This is a genomic window from Sodalis-like endosymbiont of Proechinophthirus fluctus, assembly GCF_001602625.1.
In the GTDB taxonomy this organism is placed as follows: domain Bacteria; phylum Pseudomonadota; class Gammaproteobacteria; order Enterobacterales; family Enterobacteriaceae.
On the sequence record NZ_LECR01000068.1, the window covers coordinates 21,171 to 21,787 of the forward strand.

General features: G+C 60.1%; 1 protein-coding gene. It reads left to right on the plus strand.

Annotation, left to right across the window (positions count from 1 at the left end; translation table 11 throughout):
* A partial coding sequence (locus tag BG74_RS17585; protein WP_256364242.1) for a helicase-related protein occupies positions 1-617 on the plus strand: 617 nt, incomplete at both ends.

Below are 617 nucleotides of genomic sequence, written 5' to 3' on the forward strand. Positions count from 1 at the left end.
GGCCTGCCTGCATGAGCAACGTCAGGCTTACTGGGTCTGCACGCTGATAGAAGAATCGGATGTGCTGGAAGCACAGGCGGCGGAAGCCACCTGGCAGGAATTGCAAAGCGTGCTGCCAGAGATTCGGGTCGGGCTGGTGCATGGACGTATGAAAGCGCCGGAAAAGCAGCAGCTGATGAAGGCCTTCAAGGCGGGCAAGGTACAATTACTGGTGGCGACCACAGTTATCGAGGTGGGCGTCGATGTGCCTAACGCCAGCCTAATGATCATTGAAAATCCCGAGCGACTCGGGCTGGCGCAACTGCATCAACTGCGTGGGCGGGTTGGCCGTGGTGCGGTGGCCTCTCACTGCGTACTGCTGTACAAGTCACCGCTCAGCAAAACCGCGCAGTCGCGTCTACAGGCTCTACGCGACAGTAACGATGGCTTCGTCATTGCCCAGCGAGACCTGGAAATCCGCGGCCCTGGCGATCTGCTGGGCACCCGCCAAACCGGCAATGCCGAATTCCGGGTCGCAGATCTGCTGCGCGATCAGGCGATGATTCCGGACATACAGCGCCTGGCGCGGCATATTCATCAGCATCACCCTGACTCGGCCCGCGCCCTGATTGAACGCT